At 46.3% G+C, this 23,913-nt stretch carries 15 protein-coding genes and 8 tRNA genes; 3 read left to right on the plus strand and 20 right to left on the minus strand.

Annotated elements, in window-relative coordinates:
* Positions 1 to 20: 20 nt before the first annotated feature.
* The 6 genes from Q4Q52_RS07010 to thrA all read right to left on the minus strand — a co-directional run bounded on the left by Q4Q52_RS07010 (position 21) and on the right by thrA (position 10,284).
* Complete coding sequence (locus Q4Q52_RS07010; RefSeq protein ID WP_311990190.1) at positions 21 to 3,305, minus strand: S41 family peptidase; 3,285 nt, start codon at positions 3,303 to 3,305, stop codon at positions 21 to 23.
* A gap of 384 nt (positions 3,306 to 3,689) precedes the next feature.
* Entirely contained in the window at positions 3,690 to 4,547 is an 858-nt protein-coding gene (locus Q4Q52_RS07015) for a transporter substrate-binding domain-containing protein (RefSeq protein WP_311891927.1), read from the minus strand.
* A gap of 290 nt (positions 4,548 to 4,837) precedes the next feature.
* Complete coding sequence (locus tag Q4Q52_RS07020) at positions 4,838 to 5,140, minus strand: hypothetical protein (RefSeq protein ID WP_259582428.1); 303 nt, start codon at positions 5,138 to 5,140, stop codon at positions 4,838 to 4,840.
* A gap of 363 nt (positions 5,141 to 5,503) precedes the next feature.
* Complete coding sequence (thrC, locus tag Q4Q52_RS07025) at positions 5,504 to 6,787, minus strand: threonine synthase (protein ID WP_311990191.1); 1,284 nt, start codon at positions 6,785 to 6,787, stop codon at positions 5,504 to 5,506.
* Positions 6,788 to 6,856: 69 nt separating this feature from the next.
* On the minus strand, positions 6,857 to 7,819 hold the full coding sequence (gene thrB / locus Q4Q52_RS07030; protein WP_311990192.1) for a homoserine kinase: 963 nt from the start codon (positions 7,817 to 7,819) through the stop codon (positions 6,857 to 6,859).
* Positions 7,816 to 10,284: a bifunctional aspartate kinase/homoserine dehydrogenase I gene (thrA, locus tag Q4Q52_RS07035; RefSeq protein ID WP_012088617.1), complete on the minus strand. Its 2,469-nt coding sequence runs from the start codon at positions 10,282 to 10,284 to the stop codon at positions 7,816 to 7,818. Before thrA ends, thrB begins: the two co-directional genes overlap by 4 nt.
* A 641-nt stretch (positions 10,285 to 10,925) precedes the next feature.
* Between thrA and slyD the strand changes: the two genes are divergently transcribed.
* Together slyD and Q4Q52_RS07045 are read left to right on the plus strand one after the other, a co-directional pair.
* The gene (slyD, locus tag Q4Q52_RS07040; protein WP_006085085.1) at positions 10,926 to 11,582 is read left to right on the plus strand and encodes a peptidylprolyl isomerase; all 657 of its coding nucleotides are present in this window, start codon (positions 10,926 to 10,928) and stop codon (positions 11,580 to 11,582) included.
* Positions 11,583 to 11,818: 236 nt separating this feature from the next.
* Positions 11,819 to 12,190 (plus strand): hypothetical protein, encoded by a 372-nt coding sequence (locus Q4Q52_RS07045; RefSeq protein ID WP_107948605.1) that lies wholly within the window; start codon positions 11,819 to 11,821, stop codon positions 12,188 to 12,190.
* A 56-nt stretch (positions 12,191 to 12,246) separates the two neighbouring features.
* On the opposite strand, the gene trpR is transcribed toward Q4Q52_RS07045, so the two are convergent.
* From trpR to recA, 14 genes are all read right to left on the minus strand, one after another.
* The gene (trpR, locus tag Q4Q52_RS07050; protein WP_063882757.1) at positions 12,247 to 12,522 is read right to left on the minus strand and encodes a trp operon repressor; all 276 of its coding nucleotides are present in this window, start codon (positions 12,520 to 12,522) and stop codon (positions 12,247 to 12,249) included.
* 962 nt (positions 12,523 to 13,484) lie between these two features.
* A tRNA-Arg gene (locus Q4Q52_RS07055) sits at positions 13,485 to 13,561 on the minus strand.
* Positions 13,562 to 13,664: 103 nt separating this feature from the next.
* Positions 13,665 to 13,756 (minus strand) — tRNA-Ser (locus tag Q4Q52_RS07060).
* 45 nt (positions 13,757 to 13,801) lie between these two features.
* Positions 13,802 to 13,878, minus strand: a tRNA-Arg gene (locus Q4Q52_RS07065).
* A 49-nt stretch (positions 13,879 to 13,927) separates the two neighbouring features.
* A tRNA-Arg gene (locus Q4Q52_RS07070) sits at positions 13,928 to 14,004 on the minus strand.
* 48 nt (positions 14,005 to 14,052) lie between these two features.
* A tRNA-Arg gene (locus Q4Q52_RS07075) sits at positions 14,053 to 14,129 on the minus strand.
* An 87-nt stretch (positions 14,130 to 14,216) separates the two neighbouring features.
* A tRNA-Arg gene (locus Q4Q52_RS07080) sits at positions 14,217 to 14,293 on the minus strand.
* A gap of 35 nt (positions 14,294 to 14,328) precedes the next feature.
* Positions 14,329 to 14,405 (minus strand) — tRNA-Arg (locus tag Q4Q52_RS07085).
* A 22-nt stretch (positions 14,406 to 14,427) separates the two neighbouring features.
* Positions 14,428 to 14,519, minus strand: a tRNA-Ser gene (locus tag Q4Q52_RS07090).
* Positions 14,520 to 14,724: 205 nt separating this feature from the next.
* On the minus strand, positions 14,725 to 14,922 hold the full coding sequence (gene csrA, locus Q4Q52_RS07095) for a carbon storage regulator CsrA (protein WP_006082602.1): 198 nt from the start codon (positions 14,920 to 14,922) through the stop codon (positions 14,725 to 14,727).
* Positions 14,923 to 15,040: 118 nt separating this feature from the next.
* Positions 15,041 to 16,297 carry an aspartate kinase gene (locus Q4Q52_RS07100; protein ID WP_006082603.1) on the minus strand — a complete coding sequence of 419 codons (1,257 nt, stop codon included), beginning with the start codon at positions 16,295 to 16,297 and terminating at the stop codon, positions 15,041 to 15,043.
* Between the two features lie 9 nt (positions 16,298 to 16,306).
* Positions 16,307 to 18,931, minus strand: a complete 2,625-nt coding sequence (gene alaS / locus Q4Q52_RS07105; protein ID WP_311891866.1) for an alanine--tRNA ligase — start codon at positions 18,929 to 18,931, stop codon at positions 16,307 to 16,309.
* A 430-nt stretch (positions 18,932 to 19,361) separates the two neighbouring features.
* Complete coding sequence (locus Q4Q52_RS07110) at positions 19,362 to 19,832, minus strand: regulatory protein RecX (protein WP_409373250.1); 471 nt, start codon at positions 19,830 to 19,832, stop codon at positions 19,362 to 19,364.
* Between the two features lie 17 nt (positions 19,833 to 19,849).
* Positions 19,850 to 20,917 (minus strand): recombinase RecA, encoded by a 1,068-nt coding sequence (gene recA, locus Q4Q52_RS07115; RefSeq protein WP_311891864.1) that lies wholly within the window; start codon positions 20,915 to 20,917, stop codon positions 19,850 to 19,852.
* A gap of 384 nt (positions 20,918 to 21,301) precedes the next feature.
* Between recA and mutS the strand changes: the two genes are divergently transcribed.
* Positions 21,302 to 23,872 carry a DNA mismatch repair protein MutS gene (mutS, locus tag Q4Q52_RS07120; RefSeq protein WP_311990193.1) on the plus strand — a complete coding sequence of 857 codons (2,571 nt, stop codon included), beginning with the start codon at positions 21,302 to 21,304 and terminating at the stop codon, positions 23,870 to 23,872.
* Positions 23,873 to 23,913: the final 41 nt, after the last annotated feature.

The raw sequence follows: 23,913 nt of genomic DNA on the forward strand, positions 1-23,913 counted from the left end.
ATACTGAATTTAAATATCAATTACTTAGCTTTAATATCCTGTGCCATGCCTTTTGCCGGCAGAGGTTGCGCTTTTAAGGCTGGAACAGGCTGCTTAACCAACTCATCCTTCAAATAACTTATCGCAGTCTCAAGCTGGGCATCTTTACCGTTAAAGGTGGCAAAAGGTAAGTTATCGACTTCGATATCCGGCGTTACACCATGCCCTTCCAGCACCCAGCGACCATCCATTGCATACTGTGGATACTCGGCCACTCGCGCCATACCTTTATCGGTCAGCGAATTTCGCCCAGATAACCACACGCCAGCCCCTGCCGTTTGTTTACCAATTAGCGGTGCAATACCCAGCGCTTTAATTCCCGCTGAGAAGGTTTCACCGTCGGAATAAGTCAACTCATCGGTTAACACGACTAAATGGCCACGGAAGGTTTGCTGCATATTGGTGTTTGGCGTGCCGTGAGTCGGTTGCCAAAACGCCCAAGCGCGGCGCAATAACTTCTCAATAATCCAACTGTCGATATTGCCGCCGCGGTTACGGCGAACGTCGATAATCAAACCGTCTTTATCGTAATTGGTATAAAACTCACGGGCGAAATTTTCAATATCTCCGCCGCCCATGGCATATAAGTGCAAATAACCAATCTTGCCCTTACTCGCATCCTCGACCACTGCCGCGTTATGGCTCACCCAATCTAAATAACGTAATTGGCTGTCCACCATAGCGCTGACGGGCATGACGATGGTTTTATGGGTTTGGCTGCCACGCTTAAGTTGCAGCAATACTTGCTTGTCCTGTTGATTGCGCAATAAACGCGTGACATCAGCCACGTTCGCCACTGGCGTGCCATTGATGGCCAGCAGCACATCGCCTTCTTTGGCATCGACTTCGATACGATTTAACGGTGAAGCGTTAGCTGGCAACTCAGGATCGTTACTGTAAATATGCGCAATTTTAACGCCATCTACAGTTTGCTGTAGGCGCGCACCTAGGCTAGCTGCTTTAGCCGCATCGGGATCTTTGGGGAAATCACCGCCGCGCACCTGTGAGTGTAATGAATCTAATTCGCCCATCATTTGCATGAAGATATCGTTCAGTTCGTTACGGTCAGTCAGGCGGTCAAGCAAAGGTTGATACTTAGCTTTGGTCGCTTGCCAATCGAGGCCCCGCATCTTCTTATCGAAGAAAGATTCTCTGTGCATCAACCAAGCATCTTCAAACATTTGTTGCCATTCAAGCTGGGGAGAAATCGCTAATTGCCATTGATCCGTTTGCACTTTGGCATTGTCGGTATCGCCTAGCTTATCGCCACCGTCGACAATCATTAGCGCCTTGTCATTGCTGAACTTACGCAGCATCAGCTTTTTGCCATCGGCAGAAACCGCATAATGGCCAATATCCTCGGCAAAAACCTCAGCTTTAGGGCTTAATGGATCAAACTTGATGGTCATCAGACTCGGTTCAGCATCATCACCCATCGCTTGGTCGAGCAGATAAAGCCTGCCATCTACGGCGCGCAGTTCACTGTAATTACCTGAATCAACAGGCACTTGCCATAGACGCTGCGAAATACCAGACCAATCGATTTTCACCGGATTCGGTTTATCCTTAGCATCCGTTTTGTCAGCTTGGTTAACGCTGAGTTCATTGGGTTTACTAAAGGGGAATTTGGCATTATTAACTAAGGCGATGGCAAAAATTTGGCTGCGTTTATCAAACACTGGGCCCATGTTTCTATCGCCCCAAGGTGAACTTGGCGTGGCGCTGAATTGGCGATTTGACAGGAAATATAACCACTGGCCGTCACTGCTAAAGGTTGGCGAATAGGATTCGTACTTATCGCTGGTGAGCGTCTCGGCCTTATTTTCATCCACAGAGTAAAGGACAATTTGCGGTCTTTGTTTACCAATTTCTGACTTAGTTAATGCGATAAAACGGCTGTCTCCGGACCAGCGAATATCGGCATAAGGCCCAAGTCCCTCACCATTAGTGATGATTTTTTGATTGATATTTTTCTTTAAGTCGAGCAGCCAAACATTGCCATCGTTATCGTCGTGGGCGATAAATCGACCGTCACTGGACAGATTCAGGCTCATTCTTAAGGTATGACCGTCTTTCGTCAGCTGCTTAGCGCCACTGCTGCCATCGGCGGGGAATTGCCAAATTTCCTGTTGGCCTGTCATGTCGCTAATCGCATAAACAGACTTGCCATCTTGACTCAATATCGCTTCTCTCACGCGATAAGTCCCTGGCAGCGCAACTTGAACTAAGCGCGAGCCATCAACACCCGCAATTGCCACATGGCTGCGGGCGGTGATCACCACTTTATCGCCAGCAAGGGCTAAATCGGTGGAGGATGCATAATCCATAGGATCTTTCACCCAGTGCTCACGGCGCTGGGCAAAATCGGACGTGAGTTCGATATTGAGTAATGCGTCTTTCGCGGCGGCGATATCAAATACATGGATATCAGCGCCCTGCTGGAAGACCACTTTGCCTTGATCCATCTGCGCGCCGCGGACTTGCCAATCTTTAAATTGGGTCAACTGTTTTGCATCTGAACCATCGAGCGCCATCGACCAGAGGTTGTCGTTACCATCGCTGTCGCTGATAAAATAGAGTCTGTCTTGCCATAGCATAGGTTGACGTACTGAGCCGTCGTGCTGGCCGCTGAGCAACTGGGCTTCGGTTTTGCTGCCGAGTTTAAAGCGCCATAATTCGCCCTTTGCGCCGCCACGGTACACTTTGGCGTTATCGCCAGTGACTTGCAGGCCAAAGCGGGTGAAATACACATATTCGTTGCGATCATCAATCACACCTTCGACCGCATCGGCTAAGGGTAAATCTGTGGTCGTGAGGGTTTTAGGATCGACACTGCGTAGCATCCAATTATTCGCGGGGCCAAAACCACTGTCGGTGGAATATAAAATCTCGCCTTTTGGGGTCCAACCTTGAACCCGCACACGGCTATTCTCGAAACTCACCCGTTTGGCCACACCACCCGCAACTGGGATCACATACACTTCGCTCGCGCCTTCATAATTGGCCACGTAAGCAACCCACTTACCATCGGCTGAAATGGTGGCACCTAGCTCCTCTGCGGGTAAACTCGTTAAGCGCGTCGCCGCTTTTTGGCCTAAGGTCTGAGTCCATAAATCCCCTTCAGCGGTAAAGACTAAGGTTTGATCGTGCAGGGCTGGCGCGCGGTAATAGCCTTGATTACTCACCGCATTGGCAGCGATGGCTTGGGCCGCAGTGAATGTACCTAGGGCAAGCATACAGCAGGCGACAGAATGGCGAAGTTTCATGTATGACCTCTATCCTATTGTTATTTTTAGCAATGGACTCTTTAACGACGAGATTTTGCTAGCAGAGTGAGCGAAGACATTCTTGCCATGGGCTTTTGTAAAAAAACGCAATCAAACCCAAAGCATGACAATTTAGCTCACCAAACTAGCAGAATTTAATAGAGAGTTCAGTAACTTCGAGCCAGAGAAGTTTTAGCAAATGTGTCACATCTTAAATCGCGAGAAAACAACTGAGTAAAAAACAATATTCTTTAGTGCAAATAACCAAAAATCATAGCGTTACTCTGTTGATCCACGATAAAAATCATTAAAAGTGAGACGTGATCGGCGTAGTTGAAGGGCAAGTGTTAAGGGCTAATATTAAGAACAAATGTTAAGGCATGATTACGGGCTGACGTACAGCGTCTTTAATGGACTGCTTAGGCGGCTCATATTGGATTGTTTCGCTAGTGACATTTGTTGCCATTTATTGATTACTCGTGCAATTTCACCGTTATCCATCATGGCCTTAATCGCATGATTAAACTGCTCTAACTGGCTTGGCGTCATACTCGCTTTACTGAGCATTAAATGGATATGGTTTTGATCTAACACTAATTTAAGTGGCACTAGCTTAATGTGCTGATGCTGACTGGCAATATAGGGCATGGCCATAGTATCGCCGACGATCATATCCCCGCGGCCATAGGTGAGCATTTGTACCGACTTATCTGAGTCAGGGCTCAATACCAATAAGTGCTCCTGCTCTAATCGATATTGAGACTCTTGATAATCAACGCCATACCAACCGCTTGAAGGCACAAGCAGACGTAATTTCTTGGTAAAAATGTCTTCCCACTTATCGACATTAATCTGATCTTTTTGCTCATCGAGCACGAATAATCGCAGTTCTTCGTCTCGATAATAACTGGAAAAATGTGCATAAGCCTGACGTTCATCCGTCATTGTCGCCCCCATCAGCACATCTAATTGCCCAGCTTTCAACATCTGGTGCGATCGCTTAGCTGGCACATTAATAAAATTGATTTTGCAACCAAGATACACGGCAAATGCCCGCATCAGATCCACATCTAAACCTTGTGCTTCTCCTTGGGGATCTTGCCAAGCATAGGGAGCCCAGTCGTTATAACCGACTTTAATGGTTTTTTGACAAGGTAAAGGGCTATTAACCTGCAATGTACTTTGAGCAGGCAAGGCTAAAGAAAGCAAAAATAAGACAGGAACGTATTTAAACAGTGACATAGGCTAAGTTACTTGCCCCTTAAGTTGGCGATCCTCTCCTGATGAAGATGAAGCAAAACAGTTCAACGTCAGGCTTCCACAGTGTTTTAATACCTAAATAAGCGTAGTTGGCACTTAGACAGCGCGCCATAAACACCAGTCAGAACATAGTAATTAACCTAAATAGGGCGCGGAGAATAGCAACAAAAAAGGACTGTGGCTAGGGCGTTCAATGTCATCGATTTAATTCACTTAGCCTAAAAACTCAGACTGAATAAATAAGCTCAAGTTAAAGTTAAAATTTAAGCTCGCTAAATCTGACACTTATAAATAACAGCAACAACCTTAGTGGGATCGCCCATATCAGTCTGTAACCAAACGATGTGCGTGCCGCCCAATTGCTCTCCCTGAGCTATGGCAGAATCTTTGGCTTCATCTAGATTATTCTCGCGCCGGCTCACTCCAGTGACGATGGCAAAACTGTCGCAGTGGGTCACTTCAAAATCGTAGGCCACATTTATGCGCCGATATAACTCCCGTTGCTCGGCTGCGCACCCAGAGACTAAAACGCAAACACAGACACTTAATAAAAAAAATCTAGACAAATCACTCAACCCACTGATTAAACACGCGGGTGAACATAAACAATTAAAACCGATAAAATTGTGAACCAGATCACACTTACATAACCGAATGCAATACAATAAGTTACAAATATTAATTTAATATCATGTAGTTAAACAAAAGTTTTTTTATGCTTACCTGCAACACAGTTTCATCAATTTATCGTTATCTTGCTTACACCTGTAAAGAGTGCACTTATAAAAAATGCATTTGTAAAACGTGTACTTATTGGCAATGTATTTATAAAAATGTATTGATCAAAATTGTGCTGATAAAAAAGGGAGCTAAGCTCCCTTCTCTTCTGTAACGCTATGTTATCTCACCGATAGGCTGATACGTTAAGTACAAGCAGCTTAGGTTAAGATTTTGAACAAGTGCGCTTTCAGTCCGGCAAAGTCTGCGGGTAACTCTGCAGATAAAATTGTCTTAGTCGCCACCGCCTCAAGCTCGGCCGGTAGGGGTAAGTCAAGCTTTAGCTCCCTATCTACGACATCCTTAAATTTAGCGGGATGCGCCGTCCCTAGAAATATGCCCACTTCGTCAGGCACTAAGGTTAAAGATAATGCCTTAGCCGCGATCGCCGCATGGGGCTCAGACACATAACCTTGAGCATATAACTCGGCTAATGCCTGTGAGGTTTGCTCCTCGGATAAACGGATCCCCACTAAGTTACTCAGTGGCCAGCCTAACTTCTCACAAATCGCTTCTACTCGCGGCCAGTTACTGGGCTCACTCACATCCATCGCATTGGACATAGTCGCTTGGGTTTGATTGGGCTGCCATTGGCCGTTTTCTAAATAGCGCGGCACAGTATCGTTAGCATTGGTGGCGGCGATAAAGCGTTTAACCGGTAACCCCATGGCTTTGGCAAATAAACCTGCGGTAAGGTTACCAAAATTACCGCTTGGCACTGAAATCACAGGATCGGCACTTTGCCGCTGCTTAGACTGGGCAACCGCTTCAAAGTAATAGCAAATTTGCGCGAGTAAGCGGCTGATGTTAATAGAATTTGCCGAGTTTAAGCTCAGCCCATCGCGGACTTCTGGATCATCAAAGGCGCGTTTAACCAGATCTTGGCAGGCATCAAAGTCAGACTCGATAGCGACTGTGTGGATATTTTTGCCTAGAGTCGTGAACATCTTCTCCTGTAGCTCACTGATCTTGCCCTTAGGATAGAGCACCACCACATTGACTTTCTCAAGCCCATAAAAGGCATCAGCCACCGCGGCGCCAGTGTCACCGGAAGTCGCAGTCAGAATGGTTAAACGTGTGTCGCCGACAAAGGCATTGACGCATTGCGCCATAAAACGCGCACCAAAATCTTTAAATGCCAGAGTAGGACCGTGAAACAGTTCGAGGCAAGCGCGCTGCTCATCGACGGCAACCAAAGGTAACTCGAAGTTAAAGGCACGCTCAACCAGTTCATCGACCGCATCTTGGCCTAATTCAGAGGCAAGCCATGCACCGAGCACTTTTTTACTGCGCTCAACGAATGGCAGCGCCAGTAACCCTTCAATATCGTCTAATACGGGTATTTGGGTCGGGAAGAATAAACCTCTGTCTTTACCTAACCCCAATTGTACCGCTTCTTTAAAGCTCACTTTCTGCGAAGGGTGTTTTAAATTATATAGTTCCATGCTAACTCAACCTTTTGATGCTAAAGCTTAAATGCTAATTCTGGTGCTTAGTCTTAACTAAATTAACGATTAATCGACCCTGCGCGTGCCTTGCTCATCGAGGCGACATACATGGGCAAAGCCACCCGCCTCGGTCAAATAATGCTGTTCTAACCAAGCTTTAGCCGCATTGGCCGTGGCTAAATCATCGGTAATCGAAAATAGCGTTGGGCCACTGCCAGAAATCCCCGTCGTCAACATGCCTAAATCGGCTAACGCGGCTCTAGCATTGTCGTAACCGGGAATCGCGGCGGCGCGGTAAGGCTCGGCTAACACATCTTTTAACACGCTGATCGCAAGCTTGGCATTTTGCTGGTAAGAGGCATGTACAAAGGCACTTAAATAACGGCCAAAATCGATAGTGACACTTTTATCGTATTGGTCGGGCATAAGTTTACGCATCATCGCCGTTGAGAGTGAAATGCCTGGATAGGCCACAACCCAATACCATTCTTTAAAACTCGGTATCGCTTCACATACAGTGCCCGGCACATTGAGCATCAATTGCATGCCGCCCAAATAACAGGGGGCGACGTTGTCATAGTGCACACTGCCGCTGATCTTACCTTCAAACTCGCCCATCAGTTCCAGCAGGGCTTGCTCGCTGTAAGGTCTGTCAAAATGTTCATTCAAGGCATATAACGCCGCTACGACTGAACTTGCACTCGAACCTAAACCACTGCCAACGGGCAGGTTCTTTTCCAGTGTCAGCGCTAAGCCTTCATCTGCTTTACCAAGCGCTTCTAAATACTCCTTACTCAGTGCGGTTAAGAAGAATTCGGCACATTGGTACACAATATTGTCTTGCGGATTTTCAGGCAGTTTATGGGCCCAAGCACCAGTCTGCGCCAGACTCACACCCGACTCTGCCGCCGCGATAGTCACTCTGTCGCCCAGTAAACTGCCATCGATAGGCGCCAAAGCGGCGCCCAGTAAATCAAATCCGACTCCCACGTTACCCATAGAGGCTGGAGCATAAACGGTCAAACTCATACACTCACCTCACGAGTCCAATTCAAGGTTCTTAATACATCGGCAAAAGCGCCAGCGGCAGTCACTTCCGTTCCCGCGCCATAACCGCGCAGCACAAAGGGAATGGGCTGATAATAACGGCTGTAGAATGCCAAGGCATTTTCGCCGCCTTTAACACTATAAAGAGGATCTTGTGCATCGACTTCGGCGATACGCACACGGCACACACCGTCTTCAATTTGCCCCACATAACGCAGCACTTTACCTTGGGCTTTGGCCTGCGCCACTTTAGCGGCAATAGCAGCATCAACCTGCGGCAAACGCGCCATAAAGCTTTCGACATCGCCTGAATCATCAAACTCGTCGGGCAATACAGATTCAACCTGCACGTCACTGAGTTCTAGCTTTAGTCCCACTTCACGGGCAAGGATGAGCACCTTACGCGCCACATCCATACCACTCAAATCATCACGGGGATCGGGCTCAGTAAAACATTTTTCCCGCGCAAGACCTGTCGCCTCGGAAAGCGTCATACCTTCATCGAGCATGCCGAAGATAAAGGATAAAGAGCCCGATAAAATACCGTTAAACTTATGCAGTTTATCACCCGCAAATAACAGTTTTTTCAGGTTATCGATCACAGGTAAACCCGCGCCGACTGTGGTTTCGTATAAAAATTGGCGGCGCTGTTTTAAGGCCGTTTGGCGAAGCGCTTGGTAATAAGCATAATCGCGTGTGTTCGACTTTTTGTTCGGCGTGACCACATGCAAACCTGAGTTCATCACATCCAAATACAGATCCGATACTTGCTCGCTCGAAGTGCAATCCACCAGCACTGGATTAAGCAATTGTTGCTCTTTCACCCATGCCAGTAACGCTGGGATATCGCAGGCTTGCTGACTATCGGCAAGCAAACTAGACCAGTTGCTTAAATCGATACCCGCACTGTCGAGTAACATCTTGTTCGAATTCACTATGCCGCAAACACGGATACTGATGTGCTGCTCTTTGAGCATGGCAGACTGTTGTTTTATCTGTTCGAGCAGGCCCGCGCCCACATTGCCGCAACCGACTAAAAACACATCTAAATATTGCTGCACATCGAAAAAGCCTTGATGACAAGCCGCCACCGCATGCTTAGTCTTACGCTGCTCGATCACTGTCGAAATCGAGCGCTCGGACGAACCTTGGGCGATGGCGATAATGTTCACGCTTGCCTGTGCTAACGCTTGGAAGAAACGCGCCGCCACCCCTTTATGGGTGCGCATGCCATCACCAATCAAGGACACAATTGCCAGTTCATGGCGCATAGCGATAGGTTCAAGCAAGTCACTTTTTATTTCTAATTCAAATTCTTGCTCTAATGCCCACTTCACTTTGGCCGAGTCAGACGTCGCCACACAGAAACTAATACTGTATTCAGAAGAACTTTGAGTGATTAAAGACACAGACACGCCGCTGCGGGAAATCGCCGCTAAAGTACGGCTCGCCATCCCAACCATGCCCTTCATACCTGGGCCTGAAATATCGAACATGGTCTGGTTATCTAAATTGGAGATAGCTTTAACCTGCAAGCCGGTTTCATCGGCTTGGTTTGAAACCAGAGTGCCGGGGGCATCGGGGTTAAAACTGTTTTTGATATAACAGGGAATATGGAACTGAGCAATAGGGGCAATCGTCTTAGGGTGCAATACTTTAGCACCAAAATAGGACAGCTCCATCGCCTCTTGATAGCTGAGCTGAGACAAGAGTTTAGCGTCGGCAACCACACGGGGATCGGTATTATAAACACCGTCAACATCGGTCCAGATTTCACAACTTGAAGCATCCAAACAGGCGGCGAGCACGGCAGCAGAATAGTCAGAACCATTACGGCCTAACGTCACCACTTTGCCCTGTTCATCGGCGGCGGTGAATCCCGGCATCACCCATACGCGTTTTTCACCTAATGCCAACGCGCGAAACCTTGGCTTACTCACAGCGATATCAACGACAGATTCTAACGGACGACCACGACCTAAAAATAAGGCGCGTGGGTCAAGCTGAGCCGAAGTGATCCCCTTTGATATCATCACTTGTTCCATCAAGGCAGCTGATAAACGCTCACCTGCGACCACGATTTCAGCGCGGATGCCATCGGGACACTCTTGCAGTAATCCGATACCACGTAATCTATCCTGCCAGATCACTAGCTGGGCATTGAGTCCAGAAAAAAGCTGTTCGCTTTGCTCACTCGACAACACTGAGTTAACGGCGTCTTGGTACAGCGAAGTAAATACCCGCTCAACGTGCTGCAGCACAGGTAAATATTCTTCACCTTTAACGGCTACGTCGACCATTTCTAATAAAGCATTCGTCACAGTTGCAGGGGCCGATAGCACTGTGGCTACGGGTTCTAGCTTAGATGACTTGGCAACGATATCCGCAGCCATCGAGAATCGCTGCCAATTTGCAAGCGAGGTACCACCAAATTTCATTACTTTCATCTTGTTCTCCTGTACCGCGCCCGACTTAGAAATAAGAGCTATAAACAAAAAAGCCCGCTTCTTTGTGGGAAGCGGGCTCATTGTTAAAATTCTTTAGGGTGTATCAGCCCGCCCCCACTGTTGTTGTAGTGGTGGTTGTAATAATGGTAGTTACTACGAAACCTAGGCTATGCATGTGTTTGGGCTAATCCATGTTAATTTCTTGATAAACAGAATTGCTTTTTTTACCCGCGCTTGTCAACCCCTAAAATGGATTATTTATCAGCAAATCTTCACACTCGATAAAATACTGTATCAAGATTAGTTAATATAAAGTTTTCTAGGGGTAAAAATGCGATTTATGCAATAGATAACTGTTGACGTTAACGTAACAAATCGAGAAAGCTATTAGATAATCACTTATTTTTCAGATAATTATTTATAGTTCACTTTTAACTAATGCGTTATTTGTTCTACCTCATCACTCAGACCAAATTGACAGGCTAACGCGCAAAAATCACATTACACATGCTGCACCGCGTAAAACTGGCTTTAATCTGCCGAAAAAAAAGCTGTGCGATATCTAACATAAGCCACTTCAAATTATCGCCAGCACTAAAAAAGCACGTTATTATGCGCGCACATTCCGAATTGGAGGCGATATGAAGATCACTCAACACAGCGCGGTAACCATTCATTACCGTTTATCAGATCAAGAAGGCAGACTATTAGAAGACTCTTTCGACTCTGAACCTATGCTATATCTGCACGGCACTGAAAACCTGATCCCAGGTTTAGAAGCCGCATTAGATGGTAAAACCAAAGGCGAAAAACTCGATGTCACTATTAGTGCCGAAGAAGCCTATGGCCCTTACCACGATGGCCTACGTCAAGCCGTGCCATTAGAAGCCTTTGGTGATATCGAAGATATCGTCCCAGGTATGCGCTTTATCGCCGAAACTGAAATGGGTCAACGCCCAGTTCAAGTCATGGAAGTGAAAGACGATGTGGTTATCGTCGATGGCAACCATCCTTTAGCGGGCCAATCGCTCAATTTCAGCGTCGAAATCGTTGACGTTCGCGAAGCCTCTGCCGAAGAAATCGCCCATGGCCACATTCATGCCCAAGGCGGTTGTGGAAGCCATGGACATGATCACGATCACGGCGGTGGATGCTGTGGCGGTTCAGGCAAAGAAGAAGCTGGCGGCTGTTGTGGTGGGTCAGACCACGATCATGGACATCACCATGAAGAGCACGAAGCCTGTGACACACCTAAAACAGGTTGTGACGGCAATGGCGGCTGTGGTTGCCGCGGTTAAATACAGATTGTTGCCCAAGGTGAGCTAGAAATAGCTCACCCCTAAGCGATTGAACTGCCATAGTTTAAACTTTGAAGATGCACGCCCTTAATTTAAGGTCGTGCATTTTTTATACGCAAGCGTTTATAATATTTGTAATAGATAAATAACTGACTGGTAAATTGAAGTATTCAAATTTTATATGAATATTTTCAATTAGATATTGATATCAACCTGAGTTAAGCGACGGAGTGCTTATGTTAACCAAACCCCTTTACGAGATTTTGCCTTTTGGCTACATGGCGCTCGGCAGTTCGAGTTTTATTGCACTCGACATCGACTATGCCCTAGTTGCGGCTACAGTAGTGTTCGTCTTAGGTGCGAGGATCTATGTTATGCGTTCTCAAAACCGTCGAACTGACTCGGTAAGACGTCGTAAGTCGGGCTATCTTCCCGAGATGATTTATAACTTCTTACCTTTTATCTATCTCATAGCGGCATTGGCTATCTTTAAATTCCTTCCCAAAGACCTTTACCCAATTCTGGCCATCTGCTTACTTAGTTATGGCCTATATATTCTGGTGCGTCGTTCACTCTATCGTCGCCATAAGCTGCCCATCACGCCTTAAGGCTGTTACCAAAACAAGCACAAATGATGTCTACAGGGCTTGTTTTCATAAGAGTACTAACCAATCAATTTTTGAACTTTCGCTCTATGGTCGGGAGACATATTTTTCAAGTAATTAGAGCAACGGGTGATCGTCGCAATACTCACTTCATATTCTGCAGCTATGTGCCTTTGGCTCATATCCCCATCCAATAACAACTGAAATACCTTTAAGCGACCGGCAACGGCACTACGCTCTTCTTCGGTTAACAGTAAATGAAACAATACAGAAAGATCTTCATAATTGCTGTGGCTCAAAATCTTTTCTAATACTAGATCCCAGTTCGCTCGCATAACAACCCTCATAAGTACTGTTCAAGCATTACATTGCCAGTCTAACAGATTTAACTCAAACTACCTGAATTCGAATAAAAAAATTCACCAATACCCTAATAATGATCCATTCGAAAAAATCCTAATTTTGCAGCAGCCTATGGTTAATTAGAATTGTAAATTTCAAGTTATCCATGGAAGTAAAACAACTTACACTTAATAAGTTATGTAATCGTTAGCATAGTCATTTGGACTTATGATATGAACAGAATCATTCAGTCAAAAACGTAAGCGGCTCAAAATTATCACCAAGAATTTCTATCCTGATAATCCTACTAATATTGCAGTGCCACTACTAAATATCGCCTCAGGATAATGGACCACGATACTCCTATAATAAATGATGTGTTCAATTCGGCAGCCTTGATGGATTTATAAACTAATCGCTTTAAGTCTATAGTGAACGTGCTATTACAGGTAAATCTCTTCTGAGCCCTTAAACTGTCCTGCACGGTCTACTTGATTGCTCTCCTCAAACAGTCACTAAACCACAGCTAAGACGCTCAATACTGACACTGTGACACCTACACGCATATCTAACACCAATAATATTAAATATCTATTCATTCAGCGGGAGTTCAACGCGCTTTAGACAAGGCGAAGGCTTGAAAGCATAGTGGTCTCTGTCAAAAGCCTTGAACGCAGCATGAAGCGCGTTTCCATGCCGTTAACATCTGCGCCCTTAGGAGGCCTCATAGACATCCCACTCCCCTGTTGCATTGACTTCCATTTCTACGCCAATGCGCCTTGGATTGAGATGCCTGTGAGGCTCTGAACTGATTAAATACTTCATGTGATTGGTATAAAGCAAAAGATGGTGATACCAAGAGAATTAGACAGAAGCGGAGAAAGCCAAAACGGGTCAAACCGCCACAGATTTAAAAATAAAAAAGCCCTGCAATTGCTTGCAGGGCTTATCTATATGGTGCGCGTGGAAGGAGTCGAACCTCCGACCGCCTGGTTCGTAGCCAGGTACTCTATCCAGCTGAGCTACACGCGCAAACTCGTTTTTGTACTTCTAACAGATCCAATCATGATTGAGTCTAGGATAAGCACTTTTATCTCGCAAATTTATTCTATTCCCCTCGACTAAGAGAATAGAATGGCGGAGAAGGAGGGATTCGAACCCTCGATGGGAGTTAAAGCCCATACTCCCTTAGCAGGGGAGCGCCTTCGGCCACTCGGCCACCTCTCCGCGTTTAACGCTTTAAATCAACAAGACGAATCTCGTTAACTATATTGGTGCGCGTGGAAGGAGTCGAACCTCCGACCGCCTGGTTCGTAGCCAGGTACTCTATCCAGCTGAGCTACACGCGCATGTTAAACTGTAAAACACTAATACGACCTAAATCATATTAATTTAAATTGGTGCGCGTGGAAGGAGTCGAACCTCCGACCGCCTGGTTCGTAGCCAGGTACTCTATCCAGCTGAGCTACACGCGCATTTAAAACGGTAAACATTAATACGACCGAAATCATATTAATCTAAATTGGTGCGCGTGGAAGGAGTCGAACCTCCGACCGCCTGGTTCGTAGCCAGGTACTCTATCCAGCTGAGCTACACGCGCATTTTAACATTTTGCTATAAGCAATTATCTACAAAATTTCTAACTGAAATTCAAAACTGATGAGTTAAAGATTAACTAATGCAGAGATGGTGCGCGTGGAAGGAGTCGAACCTCCGACCGCCTGGTTCGTAGCCAGGTACTCTATCCAGCTGAGCTACACGCGCGACTTGTATCTAAGTTTACTTTTTCAATAAAAAAATGGTGCGCGTGGAAGGAGTCGAACCTCCGACCGCCTGGTTCGTAGCCAGGTACTCTATCCAGCTGAGCTACACGCGCACTGTTTTCTATCGGTAAGAAATGGCGGAGAAGGAGGGATTCGAACCCTCGATGGGAGTTAAAGCCCATACTCCCTTAGCAGGGGAGCGCCTTCGGCCACTCGGCCACCTCTCCGTTTTCTTGGCGCACATATTACTGTTTGACGAAAATAAGTCAAACCCTTTTTCCGAAACAGATTCCATTTGAACTGTTTTTAATCACATTGCTGTTATATCAAGCCAATGTATTGATTTGCGCCAATCTTTCGGTCTAAAAAATAAAAAAGCCAGTTAAAAAACTGACTCTTCTGTTACCGTAATACTCTTGCCAAAACAAGGTACTAAAAGTTACCACCTTCCGATGGTGTACCTGATTTTTCAGATTGAATGCGTTGGTAGATTTCTTCACGGTGAACAGAAACCTCTTTTGGTGCATTCACACCAATACGCACTTGATTGCCTTTTACCCCTAGCACTGTAACTGTGACTTCATCACCAATCATCAGTGTTTCGCCAACACGACGAGTCAAAATCAGCATTCGATAGCTCCTTTATTTCTTAATTCAGCTTACACACGGCACTCATCCGGTAGATGGGCTTATTATAAGGTCAGCTTAGTACAAATTAATAGTATTCAATACTCAAACGGTTATTTAATTACACCTTATTTAGCTCGAAAGCGTGATGTAACGCCCGAACCGCCTTGTGTAAGTCCCTTTCATCGATAACGGTTGACAATTTACTCTCTGACGTCGTGAGTAACTTAGCATGAATAGTTTCATTACCCAAGACTTCTAACATCTTAGTCAATAATCCCATTTTTGCCTGTAAACCTTTGCCAACTAAAGATACTTTTGCACGTTGCCGTTCGATAATCAATGGTCCGAGAGCAAGGCTTTCGCTTAAGCCTTCGAGCTCATTAAGCAGAGTATCAACCTTAGCTTCAGCGAGCATAAAACTGACTCGACCCGAAGGATCATCCTCGTGGATCCTCAATGGAGAAATAAATTCCACATCGATTTCCAATCGCGTTAAACAGCCTAATAACGCTTGATAGCGTTCACTGGTGGTAAACAGCCCTTCAATCGTCAGCGTTGCCAGCGCCTTATTAATCGCAATACCTTGAACTAACGAGGCAATAGTGAGTTCAGACTCGTCGCCAAATTGGATTAACGTCCCCTGCCCAGCTTCAAAGCTCGACAAGACTCGCAATGGCACACGAAAACGCTCGGCGTATTCAACTGAATCGGGATGCAGTACTTTAGCGCCCAACTTTGCCATTTCGAGCATCACATCAAACCCAATCACATCGAGACGACGAGCACTGCTATCAATATTCGGATCTGTGGTGAATACCCCTGCCACATCGGTAAAAATCTGGCATTCATCGGCTTCTAACGCCGCCGCTAAAGCTACAGCAGTGGTATCTGAACCACCGCGTCCTAATGTGGTCACTTCACCTTGAGGATCGATGCCTTGAAACCCTGCAACGATCGGCACAACACCATCGGCTAGCAGGGATTGCAAATACTCAGTATCCACTCGCTCGATGCTGGCACGGCCGAATTGACTATTAGTATGAATTTGTACTTGATCGCCCGTAAGGGATTTCGCCTTAATACCGCGGCGCTGTAACGCCATCGACATCAAGGCAATGCTCACTTGCTCACCCGTTGACACTAACATGTCTAATTCGCGCGCCGAGGCCCGCGGATTAATTTGTGCTGCCAGTGCAAACAAGCGATTAGTCTCACCCGCCATCGCTGATAAAACTAAGACTTGCTGCTCACCATTGTGAGCTGACTTTGTAATCTGCTCAGCGACTGCTTCGATACGTTCAATAGAACCCACCGAAGTGCCGCCGAACTTTTTCACAAAAAGCTTGCTACCACTAAGCTTTCGTTTTTGGGGCACAGCAACCTCTTAAGCTAGACGCTCAGTAATCCAAGGTAATACTTGAGCCAATGCCGCATCCAGATTTTCTGGCTGGCTACCGCCCGCTTGAGCCATATCAGGACGACCACCGCCTTTACCGCCAACTTGTGCAGCGACCATAGCGACGAGCTCACCCGCTTTGACTTTACCGATCAGATCGTTACTCACACCCGCGATCAGGTTAACTTTCCCTTCCTGCGCGGTGCCAAGCACGATAATGGCCGATTTCAATTTCTGTTTTAATTCATCTTGCAAGCCGCGTAATGAACTTGCCTCAACGCCGTCTAATTTTTTGATCAGCACGTTAACGCCATTAACTACAACGGCATCGCCCACTAAATCTGCACTCGCTGCGGCCGCCAGCTTGTCTTTCAGCTGCGCCATTTCTTTTTCAAGTTGCTTCATTTTGTCGAGCTGGGCTTTTAACTTAGCGACAACTGAGTTGGCATCGCCTTTCAATAAGGCTGCTGCTTCTTCCAGTTCAGCTTGTTGCTGCGCCACATAAGCCATAGCTGCGGCACCAGTCACAGCTTCGATACGACGAACACCTGCTGCAATACCCGCTTCAGAGGTAATTTTGAATAAACCGATATCGCCTGTGCGGCCCACATGGGTACCGCCACACAATTCGATAGAGAAATCGCCCATAGTCACAACACGTACTTGTGAATCATATTTCTCACCAAAGAGCGCCATTGCGCCTTTCTCTTTGGCTTCATCTATACCCATTTCAGCGGTTTTCAGCTCATGGTTACGACGAATTTGAGTGTTAACTAATTCTTCAACTTCTTTTAATTCAGCGGCTTTTACACCTTCGAAATGGGAGAAGTCAAAACGCAAACGTTCCGGATCAACCAAAGAACCTTTTTGCGAAACGTGAGTACCGAGCACTTGACGCAGTGCGGCATGCAGTAAATGCGTAACAGAATGGTTTAACTGAGTACGGTGACGCAGTTTTTTGTCGACTTTCGCTTCAACAACTTGGCCAACACTCAAGTTACCTGTAGCTAAAACACCTTGATGGCCCGTTGCTTGACCATACTTTTGCGTATCGTTTACCGTAAACTCAACACCGCTCGCAACCAGTTGGCCTTTATCGCCCACTTGACCGCCAGATTCAGCGTAGAAAGGTGTTACATCGAGCACGACAACGGCTTCGTCACCCGCCTTGATAGCCGTCACTGACTCACCGTTTAGATAAATCGCGGTGACCTTAGCTTGGCCCGCTAATTCGGTGTAACCAGTGAATGCGGTTTCAGCATCGATTTTCAGCGCTGCGTTGTAATCTGCACCAAAGTTACCAGCAGCTTGGGCGCGGCTACGTTGCTCAGCCATGGCGACTTCGAAACCTGCTTCATCGACAATGATGTTGCGCTCACGACAGACGTCAGCGGTCAAATCCATTGGGAAGCCATAGGTGTCATACAGCTTAAATACGGTTTCGCCGTCTAAGGTGTCGCCTTTCAACTCGTTTAAGGCCGTATCTAAAATACCTAAACCACGTTCAAGCGTACGGGCAAATTGCTCCTCTTCCGCTTTCAGCGCTTTTTCAACAATGACTTGCGTCTCAGCTAACCCTTTAGCCGCATCGCCCATCACCGCAATCAAAGATGGAACCAACTTATAGAAGAAAGCTTCGGTCGCGCCCAACTTGTTACCATGGCGAACTGCGCGGCGGATAATGCGGCGCAGCACATAACCGCGGCCTTCGTTCGACGGCATAACACCATCGGCAATAAGGAATGCACATGAACGGATATGGTCGGCAATGACGCGCAGTGACTTCTCGCTTAAATCGCTTACGCCGATGATTTCTGCCGCTTTAGCGATCAAAGTACGGAATATATCGATTTCGTAGTTAGAATGTACGCCTTGCATAATCGCGGCGATACGCTCAATCCCCATGCCAGTATCTACCGATGGCTTAGGCAAAGGCAGCATTTCACCTGATGCTTGACGGTTGTACTGCATGAAAACGATGTTCCAGATTTCGATGAAACGGTCGCCATCTTCTTCAGGACTGCCAGGACGGCCACCCCAAATGTGATCGCCATGGTCATAGAAAATTTCAGTACAAGGGCCACAAGGACCAGTATCACCCATTTGCCAGAAGTTATCTGACGCATAAGCAGCACCTTTGTTGTCGCCGATACGGATAATGTTCTCGGCAGCAACACCAATTTTTTTATTCCAGATTTCAAAGGCTTCATCATCTGTTTGATAAATCGTGACACACAGACGTTCTTTCGGCAGCTTTAACGTTTCAGTTAAGAATGTCCAGCCAAAGCGAATCGCTTCTTCTTTGAAATAATCACCAAAACTGAAGTTACCCAGCATTTCGAAAAAGGTGTGATGACGTGCTGTATAACCGACGTTATCTAAATCGTTATGCTTACCACCGGCGCGTACACAACGTTGAGCAGTGGTCGCACGCGTATAATTGCGTTTGTCCATGCCAAGAAACACGTCCTTGAACTGGTTCATGCCTGCATTGGTAAATAAAAGTGTGGGATCGTTGCCTGGCACTAATGAACTACTGTCCACAACTTGATGACCATTGCTGCGGAAAAATTCGAGGAAAGCGCTTCTAAGCTCTGCTGTAGTTTGATACATGAAATCATCCTGAATTGGGTAAGCATTACCAGCTACGCCTTAGGCTAGCCGTATTTCTATTTGCCCAGCATTATAAGCAGACTGAGGAAGGACGACCAGCCTTGATTGGTGATATATACCCAAACAACCTCAAGATACAGAATTCAGCGGAGATTTAACGCACTTTAGGCAAGACGGTTATTTATAGACCTAGTGGGCTAAGTTAAGAATAACCAACACTGCATAAAGTGCGTTAAAGCCCACGTAAGAGTGGCTAGAGTCAAAATGGCAAGGTAAAGAGTAATTGATGACGATATGAATTTTGCGCGATTAAGGCCAGTGTCGAGTGAATTTAACTCGATATCAAACCTAATTGTACTAAGCCTATTGAGTGATATTTAAAGGAGCTTTGCAGTCTTAAGGTTACATCGCAATCGATGAGTTGAGGCAATTAATAATCGTCGTCGAGATCATTGGGATCTGAATCTAACGCATAAGTGATTTGATCGTAGCTAAAGCCTTGACCCATTAAAAAGCGCACTCGTTTGGCCTTTTCCTTCGCGATAAGATCCCGAGCTTTAGAGCCCTTCACTTCTGTTACGCGGGGAACACCATATTTTTTGGTGGCTTTATCTTTTGCTAGCTCAAACCAGTCACAATCACTATTGGTTATCGCCGCTTCAATACAATCTTTAGACAAGCCTTTTTGCGCTATCGCTTGGCGGATACGGATAGCACCGTGCCCTCGACTAATGTGGCTACGCACCAATAATTCAGCATAGCGATTATCATTGATAAAACCGGAGGATTCACAAGCGTCGAGTACAGGTTCGATATCGTTAAGGTCGAAGCCTTTCTCGAGCAATTTATCGCGGATTTGTAAGCGGGAATAATCGCGGCGCGCTAACAGCGCGACCGCGATTTGACGGGCTGACTGACTCAGAATACTTCGCCTGTTTCTAAATCAACATTATCTTCCGTGCTATCATCATCTTTAGCAGCCAGTGCACTAGGATTGCTCAAAAGTAACTCACGTAATGTCTTGTCAATTTCAGTAGCAATGGCTGGGTTTTCAGTCAAATATTTACCAGCATTAGCACGGCCTTGACCGATTTTATCGCCTTTATAACTGTACCAAGCACCCGCTTTTTCAATCAACTTATGGGCTACGCCTAAGTCAACTAACTCACCAGTACGGTTAATACCTTGGCCATAAAGGATTTGGAATTCGGCTTGCTTGAACGGTGCTGCAACCTTGTTTTTCACCACTTTAACGCGAGTTTCGTTACCGACTACTTCATCGCCGTCTTTAATGGCACCAGTACGACGAATGTCTAAACGAACAGAAGCATAGAACTTCAGCGCGTTACCACCGGTTGTCGTTTCTGGGTTACCGAACATCACACCAATCTTCATCCGGATTTGGTTGATGAAGATAAGTAAGGTGTTAGATTGCTTTAAGTTACCCGCAAGTTTACGCATGGCTTGGCTCATCATACGTGCCGCTAAGCCCATGTGAGAATCACCAATTTCACCTTCGATTTCAGCTTTAGGCGTTAATGCCGCCACTGAGTCAACGACGATAACGTCAACAGCGCCTGAGCGAGTTAATGCATCACAAATCTCAAGCGCTTGCTCGCCGGTATCCGGTTGTGAACACAGCAGGTTATCAATATCTACGCCCAATTTTTTAGCATAGATAGGGTCGAGTGCATGCTCAGCATCGATAAAGGCACAGGTTTTACCTTCACGTTGCGCTGCGGCAATCACTTCTAAAGTCAGTGTCGTTTTACCTGATGATTCAGGACCATAGATCTCAACGATACGACCCATTGGCAAACCGCCAGCGCCTAAAGCAACGTCCAGAGATAGAGAACCGGTAGAAATGGTCTCAACATCCATAGAGCGATCTTCACCCAGCTTCATGATGGAGCCTTTACCAAATTGTTTCTCAATTTGGATCAATACCGCAGCAAGTGCTTTCTCTTTATTTGGATCGACCTTCATTCCAGTTCCCTCATCAAGACAAGCCTTAAGCTGTCAAAAGTAATATTCAATTTACAAACGGGTAATTCAAAAAGCCGCGCTTTTTGTCTTAATTCTGCTGACTAGTATACTGTACAATCATACAGTATCAAGACCTGTGGCTGAATTATTTTTAGCTTATGGGATTTTTTAATATGGCCAAGGTTTTAGCGAATATCAAATCGGATATTGCATCCCTTTGACGAATATCCGTCATCAAGGGCTCAATTTTCGGTAAATTATTGCTAAGATTGGCGCAGCAAATTTTGCGTGGTCTTTTTAGCTGAAAATTGTACAGCAGTCTTCTGCTTCCATAGCGCTTAATCCCACATAACCACGGCAGTCACAACGGACGATAACGATTTAATGAATGTAATTGATACCGATGATTTAGAAAAACATACTCCTATGATGCGTCAGTACTTGACCATGAAAGCAGAACATCACGACATGTTACTGTTTTATCGCATGGGTGACTTCTACGAGTTGTTTTATGACGATGCTAAACGTGCTTCTGAGCTGTTAGGCATTTCACTCACAGCACGCGGTAAAAGTGGTGGCGATCCTATCCCCATGGCGGGACTGCCTTACCATGCTGTGGAAGGCTATCTTGCGAAATTAGTTCAAATTGGTCAATCGGTTGCGATATGTGAACAAATTGGCGACCCAGCAACCTCTAAAGGACCAGTTGAGCGTAAAGTGGTGCGTATCGTCACGCCTGGCACCTTGACCGACGAAGCCCTGCTGCAGGAACGCCAAGACAATCTATTGGCAGCGGTTTATCAAGGTAAAATCGGTTTTGGTTATGCCACTCTGGATGTTTCATCCGGACGTTTTGTGATTGCCGAGCTCGACACGCGAGAGTCATTAGAAGCTGAATTGCAACGCACTAATCCCGTTGAAATTCTCTACAGTGAAGACTTTGGCGAACTAGGTCTACTAAACGGTTTTAAAGGTAAACGTCGTCGCCCTGAATGGGAATTTGATTACGACACTAGCATCAAGTTACTACTGGCTCAGTTTGGCACAAAAGACTTGCATGGTTTTGGTATTGCAGATGCACGTTTATCACTGCAGGCTGCAGGTTGCTTGATGCAATACGTCAAAGACACACAGCGCACAGCCCTGCCCCATATCAATGCCATTACCCGCTTTAATCAAACCGATAGCATAGTGCTCGATGCGGCAACGCGCCGAAATCTAGAACTCACTCAAAACCTTGCCGGTGGTCGCGATAATACCTTAGCCGCAGTATTGGATAACACGGCGACGCCTATGGGCAGCCGCATGTTACAACGCTGGATCCATCAGCCGCTTCGAGATCCAAAACACATCCAAGCACGCCAACAGGCGGTGACTGAACTACTCGATACCGCCGCCCACGAAGGTTTGCATGAACAGTTAAAAGCACTTGGCGATATTGAACGTATCATGGCAAGACTCGCGCTGCGTACCGCTCGCCCAAGAGACTTTGCCCGTTTACGTCAAGCGCTGGGCTTACTACCTGAATTACAACAGAGTTTAAGCACACTGAGCGCGCCGCACACGACTCAATTACGGCAACACTTAGGTGAGTTCCCCGCTGAACAAGCCTTACTTGAGCGCGCGATAGTCGATAATCCTCCCATGCTTATCCGCGATGGCGGAGTGATCCGTGAAGGCTACAACAGCGAATTAGATGAATGGCGCAGTCTTAGCGAAGGTGCGAGCGATTACTTAGTACAACTCGAAGCCAGAGAAAAAGAACGTACAGGTATCAACACACTTAAAGTCGGCTATAACCGTGTACACGGCTATTACATCGAAGTGAGTCGCTTGCAATCCTCGCAAGTGCCACTCAATTACCAACGACGTCAAACCCTTAAGAATATGGAGCGTTATATCACGCCTGAACTTAAGGAGTACGAAGAAAAAGTGCTCTCGAGCCAAGGTAAAGCACTGGCACTCGAAAAGCAGTTATGGGAACAATTATTTGATCTTATTCTGCCAAAATTACATGAATTACAAGCTTTTGCTCGAGCGGCGGCAGAACTTGATGTGTTAAGTAACTTTGCTGAGCGCGCCGAAACCTTAGGCTACACTTGCCCAGAGCTGAGCCAAGATATCGGCGTACAGATAGAGGCTGGTCGTCACCCAGTGGTGGAGCGTGTGAGTCAAACACCGTTTATCGCTAACCCAGTCACCTTGCACAATCAAAGACGTATGTTGATTGTAACCGGACCTAACATGGGCGGTAAATCGACCTATATGCGTCAAGTCGCTTTGATCACGCTGATGGCCCACATTGGCTGTTTTGTGCCAGCAGATCGCGCACTGATAGGCCCTATCGATCGTATCTTTACCCGTATTGGCGCCTCTGACGATCTGGCCTCTGGCCGTTCAACCTTTATGGTAGAAATGACAGAAACCGCCAACATTCTACACAACGCCACCGCCAGTAGCTTAGTGTTAATGGATGAAATCGGCCGCGGCACATCCACCTATGATGGTTTATCGCTCGCTTGGTCGGCGGCAGAGTATTTAGCCCAGCAAGTCGGCGCTATGACCCTATTCGCCACCCATTATTTTGAACTAACTCAGTTACCTGAATTAATGGCAGGTGTTTACAATGTGCACCTTGATGCCATAGAGCACGATGATACCATCGCCTTTATGCATGCAGTACAAGAAGGCGCCGCCAGTAAAAGCTACGGTTTACAAGTTGCGGCACTTGCCGGTGTGCCAAATAAGGTAATTAAAGCCGCTAAGCATAAGTTGCAGCAATTAGAAAGCCGCGATCATCAAGCTGAAGGTACGAGGACGCCTATTCAAAGCTTACTCGCGTTACCTGAACCAATTGAAAATCCGGCCTTGACTAAGTTGAGTAGTATTAATCCCGATAACTTAACGCCAAAACAGGCACTTGATTTGCTCTATGAGCTGAAACGTCTGAGCTAAAGCTCTGCGAGTGGGTGATATTCGCTAAACAATATGATCAG

Origin of the sequence: Shewanella sp. SP1S2-4 (assembly GCF_031932075.1) — a bacterium.
Classification (GTDB): Bacteria; Pseudomonadota; Gammaproteobacteria; order Enterobacterales; family Shewanellaceae; genus Shewanella; species Shewanella baltica.